Below are 17,916 nucleotides of genomic sequence, written 5' to 3'. Positions count from 1 at the left end.
ACAAACTTAAACCCGTTTTGATTAAACTTTTTTCAAAACGGGTTTTAAATATGCCTAATAAAATTGGGCTTTGTGGCATCATTTTGATCAAACTTTATTTCAAACCTACAAGTTGTGTAGAATTGAAATAAAGTTGCGATGTTTATAAAATGGATACGATGTTTAAAATAAAGTCGCGACGATTATAAAAAAGTTACGATTAATAATCCTGGGTATTGGCTCAGTGGGCCACGTCCGGACGATGCCAGGTACGTGCTTTCCTTGTAGGTCGCCGTTTACATGCTTCAGGATGAGTTTGGAACGGTATCCGTAACCTTATTCCCGCAAGTTTTTCATCTCTTGTTCAAGAGCTGTTACTAGAAGATGAATTGCTTTACATTGAGAGAACGCTTGAAAAGCGCTTTGGTAGACCTCAAGTGAAAATAAAATATGCACAAACGACGAAAAGAATATGAAATTGAAGGAAATTTTAGAAACTGCATAAATTTTTATGCAGTTTTTTCTTTACTTTCAAATAATTATTTTGTAAGATAAAGCCAACTTCAAAAGTGGCCAGACCACTTTTGAATTCATTCACTAAGAGACGCCATCATCTGAAGGTGGTGGATTTTGTTTCTTTTTAGTAGGTATCCAAACACCTACTGAATGAAGATAAAGCCTTTGGATGCATTGTTTACCTGCGCGAAAGGAAAGCGACAGCAATAATTATTCCAAGGCGAATAGATTGACCGAGGAGTTGATCGTATGGATAAAAAAACCGAACAAAAGAAAGTGTTTTTAGATATCGTCCAACAATTACGACAACTTATTAAAATAGAAAAAATACAGGCTGGTGAAAAGTTACCTTCCGAAAGAGTCCTTTCAGAACGTCTAGGTGTCGGGCGATCCTCTGTGAGAGAGGCATTGCGAAGTTTAGAGTTATTAGGTCTTATTGAAACGAGACATGGGGAAGGTACGTTTCTAGCTTCTACAAAAGCAGCAGCTCGTAGAAATATTGTCGATGTTTATATTAGAAGATGAAAAATCAAAAAGGATGTCGAATTAACGCGACAAATTCATGAAAAGGAAGCCATTCGCGTTATAAGTTGTACAGAGACTCTGCGAACACTACCAGTGTGGGGCAGTTTTTTTGTAAAGCTAGAGATAGAAAGTACGATTAATTGTCGGGATGTTTTACGAGAAATAATCATCACGTCAGGAAATCGTCTTTCACTAAAGGTCTGGTTTCAGTTAGCAGTTTATGCCGGTGACCGTTTAAATCGAAACTCAACAGAAGAAGAAAAATTAATCACTCAAACTATGTTGAAATCGATGCAGCTTGGTTATGAAAAAGAAGCATTAAAAGCTTACGAACAGTGGATGAATGCTGAACAAGGCATTTAGACAACAAAGGGGGAGTAAATCATGGTAATACGTAGCTTATTTAGTAAAAAGAAAGAGGATGGACAGGAAAAGGGATTTCCAGAAGGACTTATGACCAAATGTCCAGAATGTCGTCACATTCAGTTAACAAAGGAATTAGAAAAAAATCATAAAGTGTGTACAAAATGTGACCATCATTTCAAAATGACTGCACAGGAGCGCGTAGCATATTTCTTAGATGAAGGTTCATTTGTTTCAATGGATGATCATTTACAAACAAGTAATCCACTTAATTTCCCTGATTATGTAGAAAAAATTTCAGTGGCTAAACAACAAACGGGATTAAGCGAAGCTGTACTGACTGGATTAGGTACTCTTGATGGAGAAGAAATTGTTGTAGCCATTATGGATTCTCATTTCCGTATGGGCTCAATGGGCTCCGTTGTAGGAGAAAAAATCACACGTGCCGTTGAAAAAGCTATTGAATTACGTGTACCGGTTATTATTTTTACTGCTAGTGGTGGAGCGCGCATGCAAGAAGGTATTCTATCATTAATGCAAATGGTAAAAACGAGTGTGGCATTAAAACGTCATAGTGAAGAAGGACTACTATTTATTTCGATCATGACGCATCCTAAATACGGTGGCGTTTCAGCAAGCTTTGCCTCTGTTGGAGATATTAATATTGCTGAACCACAAGCATTGATTGGCTTTGCTGGTCGCCGTGTCATTGAAGAAACATTAAGAGAAAAATTACCAAATGATTTCCAAAAGTCAGAGTTTTTACTAGAGCATGGTCAGCTTGATGCAGTTTTCCATCGGAAGGATTTACGAAATCAAGTAGTAATGCTTGTAAAAATGCATACAAAAGGCGGTGTGCAACATGTCTAAAAATTTAGCTTTTGAAGAACCAGTAGTACAATTACGAGAAAAAATTGATGAATTAAAAACGATTGCTACAGAGGCAGATGTAGATTTGACAAGCGAAATCGAAAAGCTTGAAACACGTCTAACACAGCTAGAACAATCTATTTATGCCAATATGAAGCCATGGGATCGTGTACAGGTTGCTAGACATCCAGAACGACCAACTACTTTACAATATATAGAAGCTATGTGTGAAAACTTTATTGAGTTACATGGAGATCGTACATTTGGTGATGATGCAGCTATTCTTGGAGGAATTGCTCTCTTTGAAGAACAGCCCGTAACAATTGTTGGACATCAACGCGGAAAATCAACTAAAGAAAATATTCGACGAAATTTTGGTATGCCACACCCTGAAGGATATCGTAAGGCATTACGCTTAATGAAGCAAGCTGAGAAATTTAAGCGCCCAATTATTTGTTTTATTGATACAAAAGGAGCCTATCCGGGTAAGGCAGCCGAGGAACGCGGCCCAAGTGAAGCCATTGCTAGAACTCTCTCTGAAATGGCGATTCTAACAGTACCAGTTATTAGTATTGTTATTGGGGAAGGCGGAAGTGGGGGTGCCATTGCATTAGGGGTAGCTAATCGCGTCTTTATGTTAGAGAACTCAACGTATTCGGTTATCTCACCTGAAGGGGCTGCATCGATCTTATGGCGAGATGGTAGCCTAGGGAAGCAAGCTGCAGAAGCAATGCGTATAACAGCACCTGACTTAAAAGAGCTCGACGTTATTGATGGAATAATCCCTGAAATAACTGGTGGAGCACACCGCAATGTTGCAAAGCAAGCATCTTATATAAAAGAATGTATAAGCGTCACACTAAAAGTATTGAATTCTCTAAATGGCGAACAATTAATTGAAGATCGCTATGAGAAATTCAGAAAGATTGGACATTATACAGAAGTTTAAAGTCATTTTTTGGTTATTGGACATGTGAATTTGTTCGTAAAGAGATAAAAAATGTTTCTTAAATAAATTAATATCCTAATGATGGAAGAAAAAAGAGTTGTAGTTTGTAAAAAAGATTGATCATTTATAATATAGTTTGATAAAAATAACTTCGCATTTAAATAAAACCCACGCATCATTTTGAAAAAAGTTTGATCAAAATGATGCGTGGGTTTCTTCTATTATAAAATCAACGATTGCAGCAAACTTTTAATCAAACTTTATTCCAAACCAACAAGTTGTTGTGGCTTTGAAATAAAGTCGTACTGTTGATAAAAAAGATGTACCATTTCAAATAAAGTTATGGTGTTTATAAAAAATTCTCAACGCCTTTCCCCTTTGGAGTATAGTAATCTAAAGAGGTATTTTTATGTCCAAAAGAACCAGAACATGCAGGTTGATAAATGGATTAAAGAAGGTTGTGGCTCTGGAATGAGTTCGGATTATAAGCCATGGCTAAAGATTCAGGATGTCTCATCGTTAGGAAGGTCACCACGTTTAAAAGGTATTAAAACAAATACACATCCTGATTTTCTATCAGAATTATAACAAAACTACTTTTATTTATGGTGTTATTTTCGTAGGCAAAATGATTGGAAGTGTGTGCAACGACAACTATTTTGGGTATGAAAATACCAACAATATATTCCCTTATAACTAGAGGTGTGAATAGTGATAATATGTATTGGAGATCTTTGAAAAAACTCAGATATATTTTATTTTGAATATGAGATTTTTCCCGATGACATAGAATTGTTATCGTTATTTGAGATTAATCCAGATTTTTAGATACTTTGGAAATACCCTTTTAAAGGAGAACTATCATAATAGTGGTTATTAAAACAGGAATTAAAGGTTATATATGAAAATTTCAAACTATCTAGTAAAAAGATTCTATTTATTTTTTATTAGAGCGATTCTATTTATAATAGGCTTATGGGTAATTGGAATAATATTCGGTCCCCCAAAACATTATCTAATTCCTACTATTTCATTGCTTATTATTTATTTATTCAATGAAGTGTATATTTACAAAAAGAAAAAATAAACATAGTACTTTAAAGTATTAAGATTTAATCAAAATCACCAACTTGTGAAGTGACTTCTAAAAGTAGACCAGGTTATTTCATTAGGCAGCGGTTTGGGCATGAGTTCGATAGTGTATCGGTCTCATGCTTTTTATTTGCAAATAGTTATAAGCAGTGTGAAAAATTTTCATGAAGGCGCTTTTCGCTGATTATCGTGAAGATACATTAACCAATTTTATGTTAATTGTAGCCACAGTTGTTACAAGAAGACTCGCAGTAAAGTAGTTTACAGAACCGAAAATGTTTGTATAGGGTGTAAGCATTTTTTGAAGATTAATTCAGAGAAAGTAATCAAACTTTTTTATAAAAATTAAACAATATATCACCGAGGAAGTATCCATTTTATTAATCCTTTTTCAAAACTTGTTCCTTTATAATAAAGATGTTTTTTTGTTGGAAATTTATATTAACAAAGTGTACTTAAACTATTGAAGCAGTTTAGTGGAAAAGGAATGTCTTTTAATAGTGGTGAATTATTATCTAACTAGACGATTTTAAGGATGGTGTTACATAGATGTGGAAGGACTATATAAGTTCGGTATCAAAAGATTACTCTTTCAAACCACCAGCATCGAATGCTGAAATAATTCAAATATCAGAGGAATTAAATGTGAAATTACCAAATAAGTTGTTTGATTTATATAATGAAACAAATGGAGTGTTTGATAGATTCGGCTGTCCTTTAATATGGTCAACTTCACAAATAGTAAAGGATAATTTATTTTTTAGAAATTTTAGTGACTATAAAGATATTTATATGCCATTTGACCACTTGTTATTTTTTTCAGATAATGGTTGCGGTGACCTATACGGCTATCAAATATTAAATGGTAGCATTCAAACAGAAGATATTTATGTATGGAACCACGAAGATGACAGCAGAACGTGGGTTGCTTCTTCATTGGAAGTATTTATTAAAAGTTTGATTACTGGTGAAATTACTACTTAGATAAAGATATCGAGGGCTTTAGTGGGCTAGGGCAAATTAAAAAAATCAAACTTTATTATAAATCAACAAGCGCAGTATGTTTTCTTTAAGGTAAGAATAACATTGATAGAGGGGGATATAAGTATATGGATGTTTCACAAGTTGTCGAAAGCATTAATGAGCTTTTCAATGTAACAAATAAGGAAATCTATGCTAGTGAATCTGGGATTACATACCATGCAGATAAAAAAGTTAAGAAAATAGGATACTGTGTGAACCTAACGCTTGAAACGATAGAGGAAGCAAGAATTCATGGGGTTGATATGATGATAACACACCATGATGCATGGGATGAAATATATGGATTAAAAGAGGCGTGTACTAAAAAACTAGCAGCGTATGGTATAAGCCATTACTATAATCATTTACCACTTGATGACTGTAACTTTGGAACAAATGATAGCTTATTAAAAAAATTGAATTTAGAGGCTGTTAAAAGAACTCATGAATGGGAAGGGTTATTTTTTGGTAGAATCGCAGAATATGAGGAAGAAATTGAATTTAATGAATTCGTATCAAATATTGAAAAATTACTTGAAGAACCTGTTAGATTTTGGCAGTTTAATGACAAAATGGTAAAGCGAGTGGGCTTAGTCTGTGGTAATGGAGGAACAACCGCTTGCCTGAAGGAAGCGGTTGAACATAAGTGTGATGTATACATTACAGGTGAATGTAATTTGTATACGATCCAATATGCACAGTTTAAAGGAATAAATCTTATCATTGGGAGTCATACCTTCACAGAATTCTTTGGAATTCAAAGTTTAGCATTAAAATTGAAGGAGAATATAAAAGAACTTGAAGTAGTGAGTATTAATGAAGAGCATTATGAGGCGAATATAAAATAGGCCATAATAATAGAGAAAGTTTAATGACTATTAAACTTGTTTAGTAGCAAATTTTGAAGGAGTATACTTGTAGATTTAATGTACTCCACAAAAGTTAATTTTTGAATTATCTATTGACGTGACAGTCATTTCTCTATTTGGATATAGTATTTGTAGTTTCAAGTTAAAGAAATAAGTGTTTCAGCGTGTGTTTTTTATTTTAGCGTTACACTATCTGTAGATTTGCAATGAGATGGTGATTTTTGATATAAAAGATTAATTATTTGCAATAAAGCTTGATTAAAATCATCTCGCTAAATTGTTGGAGCGAAATGATTTTAGTTGGATATTTATGTTAATTTTACTATAATGATTGTGGAGCAGAATATTTTGAGTTTCATTTATTAAAGCTTAAGGAGACAAACATATGACGTTATATTCCGTACTTGTAGCGAACAGTTCTTTACAAACAGTTGATTGTACAGGAATTGCTGAGATAACAATAAGGGAAATGAAAAAATTATATCCCATTACAGAGAGTACACCAACACAGCCGTGGCATTTGATGGATGATGATGCACGAGTTTTACATGCAGCAGATGAATCGGCTTTTGGGAATTTGAATATATTTGAATGGGATAATCCGCCATATGATTTAGGGGTTTATAATGAAAAACCTTTTGTATACGGCATTGAGGGAAATTGGGGTCCTCAATTTTTAGAGGATTTTTTAATATATTTGAAGGAACATATAAAACCAGAGCAAGGCGCTGAATTAATAAGGTTTTGGGCAGGGGATTGTGACAAAAAACTAAAAAGTCGTCGTCTCACGATGGAAGACGTTGAATTGCATCACCTTGAAAGCTTAAAGAACGAGGAATACATACGTGTCGTTTTTGTATAGCTATCTCTGAATGATGAAACGACATATCAAATGATTACGTTCTTTTATCTAAACTGACATCTACTACTGTTGGTGTTATTATCTTAACAATAGGTGACTTAAAAGAATTGGATATATGGCTCAAATAAATAGTTAGGATGAATATAGTGAAGGATAAAAAAGAACGTTTAAAAATGTTGCTAGATAAGCAAAAACAAAAAGCAATAGATGAAGAGGTAAAAAGAGAATATGAAACTGTTTTAGAGGAAGTTCAAGTGTTATTTCCAAATGCTGAAGATGAGGTAGAAATTTTATCAAAAGAAGAATCTAATAAAATCAAAGATGAATTATTTGCAGAATTTCCGTTTCATGCTTATGGAATTGATTGGACACTTGTGTTTTATAAAACGATATTTTCTAACTTTATTGACTATGAAAGCACATTAGTAGAGCTAGTCAATAAAAATCATAAAATACATAACGAAATAGGCTATATTATTGATCTTCACTATCAACATGTTATGAAGACAAAATTAATTAGCATCCTACACAGAGTTGAAGAAGTTAGAAAGTGGGATAGATATATTTATTCGCCTCAAATTAAACTAGTTATTGAATTCCCCTCCAATGATATAGCAGTAGGTTGGAAGGAATAGATACTTAATAGAAAGCTGTCATTTTGATTTATAATGGCAGCTTTTTATATAAATTATAATCAATCCTATTCATATTTGGGCATTACAACAGGGAGGTCTTTTTATTTTTATGATAGATTTTGGGAGGAGTATTCTTCAAAATGTGGAATTAAATTAAAGTTTGATACCTTTGATACTCAGTTTTAGCGGTATGAATCATAACTTTATTAATCATTACATGTTAGGAAACAGAATGAACAATAAAAGGAGAGAAAAACATGAGTATAGAAATTTTTAACGGAGAACGATCTGTAGAGAGTGTTCAATTTGAAAAGTTGTTATTTTCACAAAGTAATAAAAAGAGCTTTTCTAGTATTGAAAATACTCAACAGTTTATTAAACAAAGAGGAACAGAAAATATTAACCCTTATATGATTGGGGAGGATGTCAATCTTGTAAGCGATTTGAAGGAGCAAACTTTCGAGGATATGCAGGTTTTCATTTTAAATGACCAAAAGTCTTCGTCACAAAAGGTGATTCTTTATATACATGGTGGCGCTTGGACGAATCAACCTTTAAATTTACACTGGTTGTTCATGGATAAAATGGCACAATCTTTAAATGCAAAAGTTATTGCGCCTATTTATCCGAAAGTACCTCATTTTAACTATCAAGATACGTACCCAAAAATGCTCAGCTTCTATAAAGAGATTCTAGAATCTGTTGAAAGCTCCAATCAATTAACCATTATAGGGGATTCAGCAGGCGGAAATATAGCACTTGGTTTGATTCAGCTTTTGAAGCTGGACCATTTGCCTCAACCGCAAGATATTATTTTATTGTCGGCATGCGTTGATATAAGTTTAGAAAATCCTCTTATACATGACTATGAAGAAAACGACCCCATGTTAGCTAGTGAAGGAATGGAAGTTATTACTAAAATATGGGCAGCTGATAAAGATTTAAAGGATCCAATGATTAGTCCAATTTATGGTGATTTTCAAGGAACTAGCAAGATTACTCATTTTATTGGAACACACGAAAGCTTATATCCAGATGCAATCCAATTTGATGAACAACTAACAGAACAAGGCGTTGCGATCACTACCTTTGTTTATCCTAAGATGAATCATGTGTTTGTTGTGATGCCGATTCCTGAAGCAATAGATGCTCAACAGAAAATTATAAATATCCTAAGTAAATAATTCACAGAAAACGTGTTTTGACCAATTCAAAACACGTTTTTCTATGTACTTTTTTAGCAAGGTTTATTTAAAATTGTAAAGTGAACTTGACATCCTAAATAATGTAAAGTAAACTTTACTTATAAATAAATGTACAGTTTACTTTACATTTAATGAGGAGGCATTATGAAAAACAAAATTCGTGAATTGCGGAAATCGAAGAAGATTACGCAGGAGGATTTGTCAAAATTAGTTGGTGTCTCAAGACAATCAATCATTGCAATTGAATCGGGAAAATTTAATCCATCACTAGAGCTTGCCTACAATATTTCAAAAGCGTTCAACTGCAAGATTGAGGAAGTATTTATTTTCGAAGAGGAGGGAATGGCATAATGGAATTTTCTATCGGGGGTATTTTTGGACTGTATGGTGGGATGATTTGTGGGATTCTTGGTTGGTGGTTCGGAAGGCAAAAAGCGAAGAAAAATAGAGGCTTAGATGAACTATACGACCATATTTGGCAAAAGGCAAAATCTTATGCATGGTATATGACATTAGCAGCAATTTATATTTTCTTTTCATTAATGGTGTTTGGAATTGAATTAAACATTGCCATGGTTTTAGGTATTCTTTTATTAGTACATATAGGGAGTTGGGGGATCATAGGGATCATTTTGACTGTCAACATGTACGGCCCAGTACCATTTAAGTCTTCTTATGTGAAGATAGGTATCAGCATCAATGTCGCATCCCTTATTATTTTTACTATTATCTCCTTCATAACAAATAATTGGCGGTTTTTATTAATCAGTATTATACCGAATATGGTGGGTATTTTTACAGCCCTTATAGTAAGCAAAAAACAGTCTAAGTAAGCTAAGTTGTACGTTTCACCCCTTTGGATAGTCCTATCTAGAGGGGTGTTTTTTATCGTTCAAAAAAATCTTTTAGATTGACCACTTATTCCTTGATAACGACCAGTTGTCGAAAGTTCATTTACAACGTGTATGGAAAAATTTATAGTGAGGCGTAGAAAGGACAGTGATCATATGAAGGTGGAAATATCGATTGACCCTACATATAAAGAAACCAAAGTAATCATTCTCACAGATAAAATGACGGATGATATTGAGCATCTTATGCAAAGTATTACTGCGGCAGCGGAAAGCACGTTAATCGCTTTCTCTCATAAAGGCGTTGAATTGATCGATAGTAAGGAGATCGTTCGTATTTATACAGAGCAAAAAAAGGTTTTTGTGCAAACCATTAAGGGTGTTTATACGGTACGTTTGCGTCTTTATGAGCTGGAGGAGAAGCTCAACTCTCAAATGTTTATCCGTATTTCGAATGCCGAAATAGTCAATCGCTACATGATCAAGCATATGGACATTAGTAGAACCGGTACAATCGGAGTTGAATTGAAGAATGGCACGAAAACATACGCATCGAGGCGTTATGTAAGCAAAATTAAGAAACATTTAGGGATTTGAGGTGAAAAACATGCGAAAAGACATTTTAACACGTATTATTGGAGGTTTTGTGATAGGTATGATACTGGGACAAATTGTGCAATTCTTTGTATCAATGGGCATAGGGCAAGGGCAATATGTTTGGGTTGTTCCTGAATTTCGTACTTACTTTACAAATGAAATGAGTGCAATTATTAGCCAAAATCTATTAACAGGGGTCATCGGTATTACCTTTGCACTTGCTGCACTTATTTTTGATATGGCTAGATGGGGCATGTTGAAACAATATTTGGTCCACTTTTTCATAACGGCAATGATTTGGATACCAATTGTAACGCTACTATGGATGCCAAAAACGATGGCTAATGTTGGTTCTCTCGTAGCCAGCTTTCTCGGAACTTATATTGTGACATGGGTTTTACAATATAGATTTTCACAACGTGACATAGAAAAAATTAATGCCATACTTTCCAATCGAGGTGAAGAGCTTGACGATTAACATAAAAGGTTTAACAAAGCGTTATAAGGAGCGCTTAGTCGTTAATCAATTGAATTTACAAATATATCAAGGTGAACTTTTTGCTCTTTTAGGACAAAATGGGGCTGGCAAAACAACCACAATCAAAATGTTGTGTGGCCTCCTTCCACCTACAGAGGGAGATGCCACAATAGGCGGGAAAAGTATTGTACAAAATACACAGGCTGTTAAACAAATGATAAATATTTCTCCTCAAGAAACGGCCGTTGCACCTAATTTAACGGTATATGAAAATTTACTATTAATTGGCCAAATTTATGGCTACGAAAAAGCACAGGCACAACAACAAGTACAAACACAATTAGAATTATTCGGACTGACGCCACGTCAGCATGACAAAGCTAAGACACTATCTGGTGGCTACCAGCGCCGTTTAAGTGTAGCGATGGCCTTGATGTCAAATCCCAAAGTATTGTTCCTTGATGAACCGACTTTAGGGATGGATATACGGGCAAGGAATGATGTATGGAACATATTGAACCACTTAAAAGGACATGTCACGATTATTTTGACTTCACATTATTTAGAAGAAGTAGAGGCTTTGGCTGATCGTGTAGGCATTATGCATCATGGACAATTATGTGCACTAGGTACGATACAACAACTGATCAGTGAAACGGGCAAGCAATCTTTAGAAGAAGTATTCTTGGAAAAAACGGAGGAGGTGTTCTTGTGAGGGTGGCCGTATTTGCAACAAGGAATCATAAAGAGATTGTCCGTGATCCAGTCACTTTATTATTTGGTATGGGCTTACCAATCCTTTTGTTAGCATTGTTTTCTGTTATGCAAAAAAATATGCCATTTGCTTTATATGAAATGAATAGTCTAACACCAGGTATCATTGTATTTAGTTTTTCTTTTCTCACATTGTTTTCAGGAATGTTACTGGGAAAAGATAAAAGTTCATCCTTTTTAATGCGAATTTTCGTTTCTCCTATGTCTGCTGCTGATTACATTTTAGGTTATATGCTACCTTTAATACCAATAGCTCTGCTACAAATCATTGTCTGTTTAGTTACCGCCATGTTTTTAGGGTTGTCGTTTAATAAGTCCATTCTCTTCATGATCCTTGTACTTCTGATTATCTCACCACTCTATATTAGTTTTGGTTTATTGTTTGGGACATTATTTACAGATAAACAGGTAGGAGGAATTTTTGCCATCTTTGTTAATATCACAACTTGGTTAAGTGGAACATGGTTCGAATTAGATATGATTGGTGGAACATTTCAAACGATTGCGCAGTATTTACCTTTCGTTCATGCAGTCAATGCAGCGAAGGCTATTTTACATGCAGAGTATACTAATATGTTTCATTCACTCATCGTTGTCATCGGTTATACAGTAATTATTACGATTCTCGCTATTTTTATATTTAAGCAGAAAATGCAAGGCTATGGTTCAAAATGAAAAAAGGCAGCTCCAACGTTCATGTTGGGCTGCCTTTTTTTGTTAATCATGATTTAATGTCGCAGCAATTTCAGGTTGCTGTTCTACTTGGCGTAGCATATTAAAGGAAGCAATCGCTACTTCCACTTGATCGTCCTTTGGTTCACGAGTTGTTAGTAATTGAAGCCATAAGCCAGGGTAGCCAAGGAAGCGTAACACTGGAATATTACGGCAAGCATTTGTCGCTTGTAAGACTTCAAATGAGATACCAAGAACAACAGGAATTAATAGAATACGATCTAAAATACGAAGCCACAGTGGATCTGTAGGCACAAAGAAATATAAAAACATACCGACGAACACTGTAAATAGAATAAAGCTACTGCCGCAACGATAGTGCAGACGTGATTGAGCTTGGACATTTTTTACGGTAATGTCCAAACCTGCTTCATAGCAGTTAATGACTTTATGCTCTGCACCGTGATACTGAAATACCCGTTTAATCAGAGGTGTCAACGAGATAAAGTATAAATAGGTAAGCAGTAAAAGGAGCTTAATGCCACTTTCTAGTAAAATCTGTCCCGTTTTTCCTTCAATCCATTTTGAGAAAAAATCAGCTATAAAAACAGGAATTAATGTAAAGGCAAATTTTCCAAATAAAAAGGAAAGAATACCTACTACAGCAACGCCAAGTATCATTTGAAGTTTAGAGCCTTCTTCTTTATGATCTTCCTCTTCGCCAGGTACTACATCATAACGATCCCCAGCAAATTGCATATGACGAGAACCTAAGCCAGCGGATTCAATCAGCGCAACAACGCCTCGTACAAATGGAATTTTCTTCAGCTTTTGTAACATCGGTTTTTGTACTTTTTTGAAATGATAATAATCAATGGAATCATCGTTACGACGAATGGCTGTAACAGTATGTTCCTTTCCTCCGAACATCACACCCTCTAATTGTGCTTGTCCCCCGTATACAGGTGAATTGCTCAAGGCTAACACCACTCTCTTTATATATTTCAACTGTACCATTGTACTAAATTTAGTGAAAAACCTCTACCTTTACGCATAGCAAATTTTCTATATGGCTACACTAATCGTACATTTTAGGAAATGATTAGTGTGCATAAAGGAGGTATATGGTGAAGGTAGCGACGATTACAGCACTTGTCAACGCGCTTGTTTTAGCGCTGTGCTTAAAGGGTTTACATTATTTCCATCTCATTAAATGGCATCCGATTGGGTTTTATAAGAAATGGAATTGGTTTGAAGAAAGCTCCAAATTATTTCAGTGGACCTTTTTTATTTTTCTTCTATTTATTATTGGCTTATTTTTATACATGACAATGCGCTATGTATATATCATCCCAGCTGTCTTTTCTTCCCTTTTACTAGGTCTTTTGGTGACCATCACATTAGAATGGATGGCTTTAGATTTACCATTACAACTTACGTCTTTTAAAAAACTGTCGATTCCATTTATGGTGACCGTCATTTGTTTATTACGATTCTTGCTGGAAACCGCCAATTTCCATCAGAAGGAACATACGACACAAAAACAAAGTTAGTGGGGCAAAATATCCCCTTCGTTTGAGGGGGTATTTATGGAACCACTAGTTGAAATTAGTTGCTGAATGCACGGTGTATGATAAAATAAATGGCAAGTACATAGAAAGAGGCGAATAGAAGCGTGAAGTTATTATGTTTGAATGGACCTAACTTAAATCGACTTGGTAAACGAGAGCCACATATTTATGGACATGAAACATTGGATAATGTTCGAGAAAATGTTCAAAATCTTGCGGCTTCTTTAGGTGCTACAGTTGAATTTCGTCAATCCAATCATGAAGGGGTACTAGTCGATTGGGTGCATGAAGCAGAGGACGAAAACTATGATGGTATTATCTTTAATCCTGGTGCATATACCCATACAAGCATCGCGTTACATGATGCGATTGCAGGTATTTCTGTGCCAGTTATCGAAGTACATATTTCCAATATCCACAAACGTGAGGCTTTCCGACATCATTCCTATCTTGCTCCGGCCTGCCTTGGTCAAATTTGTGGACTAGGTACGAAAGGCTATGAACTGGCACTACGTACATTTATCGAGAGGGAGAATTGATTATGTTGAAATTACAAAAGCTACGTAAAGCACTTCAAGAACAAAGCATCGATGGCATTCTAATTACTAATGGGTACAACCGTCACTATATGACAGGTTTTACAGGGACAGCGGGCGTAGCAATTGTGTCTCAAAATGATGCTGTATTTATTACAGATTTCCGTTATACAGAGCAGGCTGCTGCACAAATTCAGGACTTCCGAATTGTCAAGCATGAAGCGACAATTATTGAAGAAATCGCTACTCAAGTAAACAATATGGGCATCAAATTATTGGGCTTTGAGAAAGATACTGTAAGCTATGGCACATATGAACTGTATAAATCGAACATTCAAGCAGATTTAGTGCCGATTTCTGGGCTAATTGAAAAAATTCGCTTGATTAAGACGGAACAAGAGATTAATATTATTAAGGCTGCGTGTGAAATTGCAGATCACGCATTTACACATATTTTAGGCTTCATCAAGCCTGGTAAAACCGAGCTTGAGGTTTCGAATGAATTAGAATTTTTCATGCGTAAACAAGGAGCAACTCAGTCTTCGTTTGACACAATTGTTGCGTCTGGTCTTCGTTCAGCATTACCACATGGCGTTGCAACGAATAAAGTGATTGAAAAAGGCGACTTTGTTACTTTAGACTTTGGTGCGCTATATAATGGCTATATTTCGGATATCACACGTACTGTGGCTGTTGGAGAACCATCTGAAAAATTAGTAGATATGTACAATGCAGTCCTTGCTTCTCAACTGTTAGCACTTGAAAAAGTGGGCCCTGGCTTAACAGGCATTCAAGCGGACGCGATTGCACGTGACTATTTAAAAGAAAAAGGATATGGCGAAGCATTTGGTCATTCTTTAGGACATGGTATTGGTCTTGAAGTACATGAAGGCCCTGGCTTATCGATGCGTTCTGATACAGTGCTAGAGCCAGGTATGGCCGTGACGATTGAACCAGGTGTTTACTTACCAGGAATCGGTGGTGTCCGTATCGAGGATGATATTTTAATCACAGAAAAGGGTAATGAACTCCTAACACATTCGTCAAAAGAACTCATTATTTTATAAACTTTGGAGGAACACAAATGATTTCAGTAAACGATTTTCGTACAGGTCTAACAATTGTTGTTGATGGCCAATTATATCGCGTGTTAGATTTCCAACACGTTAAACCAGGTAAAGGTGCTGCATTCGTACGTTCTAAATTACGTAACCTACGTAACGGCTCCGTGAATGAAAAAACATTCCGTGCTGGTGAAAAAGTAGAGAAGGCACAAATCGATAACCGTAAAATGCAATACCTATATGCCCAAGGTGACGATCATGTATTCATGGACTTAGAATCATATGAGCAAACTGAACTAGCTTCAGCAGCTATCGAGTATGAACTAAAATTCCTTAAAGAAAACATGGAAGTGCATATTCAATCTTACCAAGGTGAAATGCTAGGTGTTGAATTACCAAACACTGTACAATTAGAAGTAACTGAAACAGAACCAGGAATTAAAGGTGATACAGCTTCAGGCGGTACAAAACCTGCTACTCTTCAAACAGGTCTTATTGTACAAGTACCATTCTTCGTAAACCAAGGTGATGTTCTAATCATTAACACTGAAGAAGGCTCTTACGTTTCTCGTGCATAATGATCAATAATAGCCAGCCTACTCTTTTGGATGAAAGAGTAGGTTTTTATTTTTTTCTTATACATATCCTGTCAAATCGTTCATTTAATGTGATAATAGATAGAAGCACTATCTAATTTTTATTGAGGAACTAGCAAGTTTCTATCAACAGATAGATGGTCATTACTAGAAGAATTGTTTACAATCATAGTAAGGAGTGAAAGGTATGCTACAAACAACATTTGATTTTCAATATCCAATTATTCAAGCACCAATGGCAGGCGTAACATCCCCTAAATTTGTGGCGGCTTGTGCTGAGGCAGGGCTATTAGGCTCAATTGGTGCGGGTTACTTAGATGGTGAACAAACAAAGCAGTTTATCCAGGAAGTGAAGAAATTAACGACAAAGCCCTTTGCAGTCAATTTATTTGTGCAAGAGGAACCTAAAATTGATGTCGAGGTTTTACAACAAGCACGAATGGCACTGCAACCTTTTTATGATGAATTAGGCTTATCGCCTGTACAGAGTGTAGTATCAAAAGAAGTTTTTGCAGGACAGGTTCAAGCGGTGATTGATGAGAAGGTGGCAATTTGCTCATTTACATTTGGACTGCCATCTCCAGCGATTCTCAAGGAATTAAAAGATCACGGTATCTATACGATTGGCACAGCTACGACAGTAGAAGAAGCTATATTAGTGGAACAGGCAGGAATGGATGCGGTTGTATTACAAGGGGGAGAGGCTGGCGGTCATCGAGGTTCTTTTACTGCTCCTCTGCAATTAATTCCGTTAAACGACTTACTACAACAAGTAGTGGGAAAAGTTACGATTCCTATTATCGCTGCGGGTGGCCTTGTAACCAAAGAGGATATTCAAAAGGCACTTGAGAGTGGGGCACAGGCAGTTCAAATTGGTACCGCTTTACTAGTGGCAGATGAATGCGAAATTTCACCACTCTATAAAAATGCTGTGTTAGCATCGAAAGAACAACAAACGACGATTACGCTTGCATTTACTGGTAAGCCAGCACGAGGTTTAGCGAATGATTTCACAAAACGTATGGAGGATGCGACAGTAGCACCTTATCCTCTACAAAACTATTTAACGACTACCATTCGTAAAGAAAGTGCTGAGCAAGGCAATGCTGAATATTTATCTATGTGGATGGGCGAAAATAGTCATCTCGTTCAGCAAGCAGGCACTGTTAAAAGCATCTTGAAAAAGCTACTCTAAATTTTTTTATTGAAGATCTCTATACATCCGTATAGAGGTCTTTTTTTTTGTAGAGCGACATATATTGCTGTACACGAGGGGGCGTAGGAATGGAATTACAAGACGTATTAAGAGTTGCTGGAGTGGGACTAGTCGTTGCGCTTCTTCATGTTTTCTTTGATCAAACAGGGAAGAAGGAATTTTCATTTTTCCTCTTTTTCATTGCCTACTTATATATGACAGCAGAATTACTTCGATTTTTACGTCTATTCTTTAATGAGATTTTAACATTCTTCCAATGGCTTACCTCTTCGGGGTAACGTAAATGGAAATTGTGATCGTCGCTGTTGTCATGCTGCTTTTATTATTGCTGATAAAAGAAGTTATACAGCCACTCCATGCGCTAATCAGTGTGATGTTTTCTTTTTTGCTTTTTGGCATGTTGTTCTCGACACTTTTATTGCCTTTCGCCAAACAACTGTTAGAAACACTTGCGTTTTTACCTTATGCGAAGGCTATTTTAATCAGTGCAAGTATGTTCTATGTCGGGCAGTGGGTGGCATTGCTTCTGGCAGAACAGAATTATAAAGTGCTCGGGAACATCGTTTTTGCTGCTGTGAAAATTGTGATTTTGCTGTATTGGTTCAAAGAATTTTTGGCTGTTCTACAGGAGGTGTCGGCCATTTTAAAAAGGCTAAACTAAGGAGCGAAGCCA

22 protein-coding genes and 1 pseudogene are annotated in these 17,916 nt (G+C 35.7%); 22 read left to right on the top strand and 1 reads right to left on the bottom strand.

What is annotated here, in order from left to right; all coding sequences use genetic code 11:
- The first annotated feature begins 744 nt into the window (after positions 1 to 744).
- The 15 genes and pseudogenes from MHB65_RS15300 (at position 745) to MHB65_RS15230 (ending at position 12,263) form a co-directional block, all read left to right on the top strand.
- Positions 745 to 1,383: pseudogene (locus MHB65_RS15300) on the top strand (GntR family transcriptional regulator).
- A 21-nt stretch (positions 1,384 to 1,404) separates the two neighbouring features.
- Entirely contained in the window at positions 1,405 to 2,253 is an 849-nt protein-coding gene (accD, locus tag MHB65_RS15295) for an acetyl-CoA carboxylase, carboxyltransferase subunit beta (protein WP_342440931.1), read from the top strand.
- Positions 2,246 to 3,202 carry an acetyl-CoA carboxylase carboxyltransferase subunit alpha gene (locus MHB65_RS15290; protein WP_342440930.1) on the top strand — a complete coding sequence of 319 codons (957 nt, stop codon included), beginning with the start codon at positions 2,246 to 2,248 and terminating at the stop codon, positions 3,200 to 3,202. The genes accD and MHB65_RS15290 overlap by 8 nt, the downstream gene beginning before the upstream one ends.
- Positions 3,203 to 3,631: 429 nt before the next feature.
- A complete protein-coding gene (locus tag MHB65_RS15285; RefSeq protein ID WP_342440929.1) occupies positions 3,632 to 3,790 on the top strand; it encodes a hypothetical protein in 159 nt (52 codons plus the stop codon).
- Positions 3,791 to 4,843: 1,053 nt separating this feature from the next.
- Positions 4,844 to 5,278: an SMI1/KNR4 family protein gene (locus MHB65_RS15280; RefSeq protein ID WP_342440928.1), complete on the top strand. Its 435-nt coding sequence runs from the start codon at positions 4,844 to 4,846 to the stop codon at positions 5,276 to 5,278.
- 125 nt (positions 5,279 to 5,403) lie between these two features.
- Positions 5,404 to 6,165, top strand: a complete 762-nt coding sequence (locus tag MHB65_RS15275; RefSeq protein WP_342440927.1) for a Nif3-like dinuclear metal center hexameric protein — start codon at positions 5,404 to 5,406, stop codon at positions 6,163 to 6,165.
- 406 nt (positions 6,166 to 6,571) lie between these two features.
- Positions 6,572 to 7,048 (top strand): hypothetical protein, encoded by a 477-nt coding sequence (locus tag MHB65_RS15270; protein ID WP_333719951.1) that lies wholly within the window; start codon positions 6,572 to 6,574, stop codon positions 7,046 to 7,048.
- Positions 7,049 to 7,194: 146 nt separating this feature from the next.
- Complete coding sequence (locus tag MHB65_RS15265) at positions 7,195 to 7,683, top strand: hypothetical protein (RefSeq protein WP_342440926.1); 489 nt, start codon at positions 7,195 to 7,197, stop codon at positions 7,681 to 7,683.
- Between the two features lie 257 nt (positions 7,684 to 7,940).
- A complete protein-coding gene (locus MHB65_RS15260) occupies positions 7,941 to 8,867 on the top strand; it encodes an alpha/beta hydrolase (RefSeq protein WP_342440925.1) in 927 nt (308 codons plus the stop codon).
- A 165-nt stretch (positions 8,868 to 9,032) separates the two neighbouring features.
- Entirely contained in the window at positions 9,033 to 9,239 is a 207-nt protein-coding gene (locus MHB65_RS15255; RefSeq protein WP_342440924.1) for a helix-turn-helix transcriptional regulator, read from the top strand.
- Positions 9,239 to 9,721 carry a hypothetical protein gene (locus MHB65_RS15250; protein ID WP_342440923.1) on the top strand — a complete coding sequence of 161 codons (483 nt, stop codon included), beginning with the start codon at positions 9,239 to 9,241 and terminating at the stop codon, positions 9,719 to 9,721. The genes MHB65_RS15255 and MHB65_RS15250 overlap by 1 nt, the downstream gene beginning before the upstream one ends.
- A gap of 174 nt (positions 9,722 to 9,895) precedes the next feature.
- Entirely contained in the window at positions 9,896 to 10,336 is a 441-nt protein-coding gene (locus MHB65_RS15245) for a LytTR family DNA-binding domain-containing protein (RefSeq protein ID WP_342440922.1), read from the top strand.
- Positions 10,337 to 10,346: 10 nt separating this feature from the next.
- A complete protein-coding gene (locus MHB65_RS15240) occupies positions 10,347 to 10,814 on the top strand; it encodes a DUF3021 domain-containing protein (protein ID WP_342440921.1) in 468 nt (155 codons plus the stop codon).
- On the top strand, positions 10,804 to 11,529 hold the full coding sequence (locus tag MHB65_RS15235; RefSeq protein WP_342440920.1) for an ABC transporter A family member: 726 nt from the start codon (positions 10,804 to 10,806) through the stop codon (positions 11,527 to 11,529). The genes MHB65_RS15240 and MHB65_RS15235 overlap by 11 nt, the downstream gene beginning before the upstream one ends.
- Entirely contained in the window at positions 11,526 to 12,263 is a 738-nt protein-coding gene (locus MHB65_RS15230; RefSeq protein WP_342440919.1) for an ABC transporter permease, read from the top strand. Before MHB65_RS15235 ends, MHB65_RS15230 begins: the two co-directional genes overlap by 4 nt.
- A 42-nt stretch (positions 12,264 to 12,305) precedes the next feature.
- Here the strand turns inward: MHB65_RS15230 and MHB65_RS15225 are convergent, their stop codons facing one another.
- Positions 12,306 to 13,238: a DUF1385 domain-containing protein gene (locus MHB65_RS15225; RefSeq protein WP_243456247.1), complete on the bottom strand. Its 933-nt coding sequence runs from the start codon at positions 13,236 to 13,238 to the stop codon at positions 12,306 to 12,308.
- A 146-nt stretch (positions 13,239 to 13,384) separates the two neighbouring features.
- On the opposite strand from MHB65_RS15225, the gene MHB65_RS15220 reads away from it, so the two are divergent.
- From MHB65_RS15220 to MHB65_RS15190, 7 genes are all read left to right on the top strand, one after another.
- Positions 13,385 to 13,813 carry a hypothetical protein gene (locus MHB65_RS15220; protein WP_205444269.1) on the top strand — a complete coding sequence of 143 codons (429 nt, stop codon included), beginning with the start codon at positions 13,385 to 13,387 and terminating at the stop codon, positions 13,811 to 13,813.
- A gap of 122 nt (positions 13,814 to 13,935) precedes the next feature.
- The gene (aroQ, locus tag MHB65_RS15215) at positions 13,936 to 14,370 is read left to right on the top strand and encodes a type II 3-dehydroquinate dehydratase (protein WP_342440918.1); all 435 of its coding nucleotides are present in this window, start codon (positions 13,936 to 13,938) and stop codon (positions 14,368 to 14,370) included.
- Positions 14,371 to 14,372: 2 nt separating this feature from the next.
- Positions 14,373 to 15,434 (top strand): Xaa-Pro peptidase family protein, encoded by a 1,062-nt coding sequence (locus MHB65_RS15210; RefSeq protein WP_342440917.1) that lies wholly within the window; start codon positions 14,373 to 14,375, stop codon positions 15,432 to 15,434.
- 17 nt (positions 15,435 to 15,451) lie between these two features.
- Complete coding sequence (gene efp, locus MHB65_RS15205; protein ID WP_008179859.1) at positions 15,452 to 16,009, top strand: elongation factor P; 558 nt, start codon at positions 15,452 to 15,454, stop codon at positions 16,007 to 16,009.
- 205 nt (positions 16,010 to 16,214) lie between these two features.
- Positions 16,215 to 17,222: a nitronate monooxygenase gene (locus MHB65_RS15200; RefSeq protein WP_342440916.1), complete on the top strand. Its 1,008-nt coding sequence runs from the start codon at positions 16,215 to 16,217 to the stop codon at positions 17,220 to 17,222.
- An 89-nt stretch (positions 17,223 to 17,311) separates the two neighbouring features.
- Positions 17,312 to 17,521, top strand: a complete 210-nt coding sequence (locus tag MHB65_RS15195) for a hypothetical protein (RefSeq protein WP_012295089.1) — start codon at positions 17,312 to 17,314, stop codon at positions 17,519 to 17,521.
- Between the two features lie 5 nt (positions 17,522 to 17,526).
- Positions 17,527 to 17,904 (top strand): hypothetical protein, encoded by a 378-nt coding sequence (locus tag MHB65_RS15190; RefSeq protein ID WP_205444264.1) that lies wholly within the window; start codon positions 17,527 to 17,529, stop codon positions 17,902 to 17,904.
- Positions 17,905 to 17,916 lie beyond the last annotated feature (12 nt).

Origin of the sequence: Lysinibacillus sp. FSL K6-0075 (assembly GCF_038592945.1) — a bacterium.
Classification (GTDB): domain Bacteria; phylum Bacillota; class Bacilli; order Bacillales_A; family Planococcaceae; genus Lysinibacillus; species Lysinibacillus fusiformis_F.
Note: the sequence above shows the minus strand (reverse complement) of the source record. Positions and strands in the feature narration are given on the sequence as shown.